This window comes from Pseudomonas sp. SIMBA_068, assembly GCF_046534705.1.
GTDB classification, from domain to species: Bacteria; Pseudomonadota; Gammaproteobacteria; order Pseudomonadales; family Pseudomonadaceae; genus Aquipseudomonas; species Aquipseudomonas putida.
Window position 1 is genome coordinate 1 of the sequence record NZ_JAWRYI010001352.1, and the last position, 245, is coordinate 245.

Genomic DNA, 245 nt, shown 5'->3' on the forward strand with positions numbered 1-245 from the left:
TGTCCTGGTCGATCAGGTAGAACTCGAGTTCGAATGCGGCACAGATATCCAGGCCCAGGTCATCGAACTTGCTCACCACCTGGCGCAGCACTTCGCGCGGGTCGGCGAAGAACGGCTGGCCTTCGATTTCGTGCATGGTCATCAGCAACTGCGCGGTGGGGCGTTTCTGCCACGGCTCGTTGCACAGCGAGCCGGGGATGGGGTAACAGATGCGGTCGGCATCGCCGATATCCAGGCCCAGGCCC

Annotated in this window: 1 pseudogene; it reads right to left on the reverse strand. The window is 62.4% G+C overall.

Annotated features, from left to right (window positions below):
• Window positions 1–245, reverse strand: a pseudogene (locus tag SB756_RS34015) (glutamine synthetase); the annotation flags it as partial.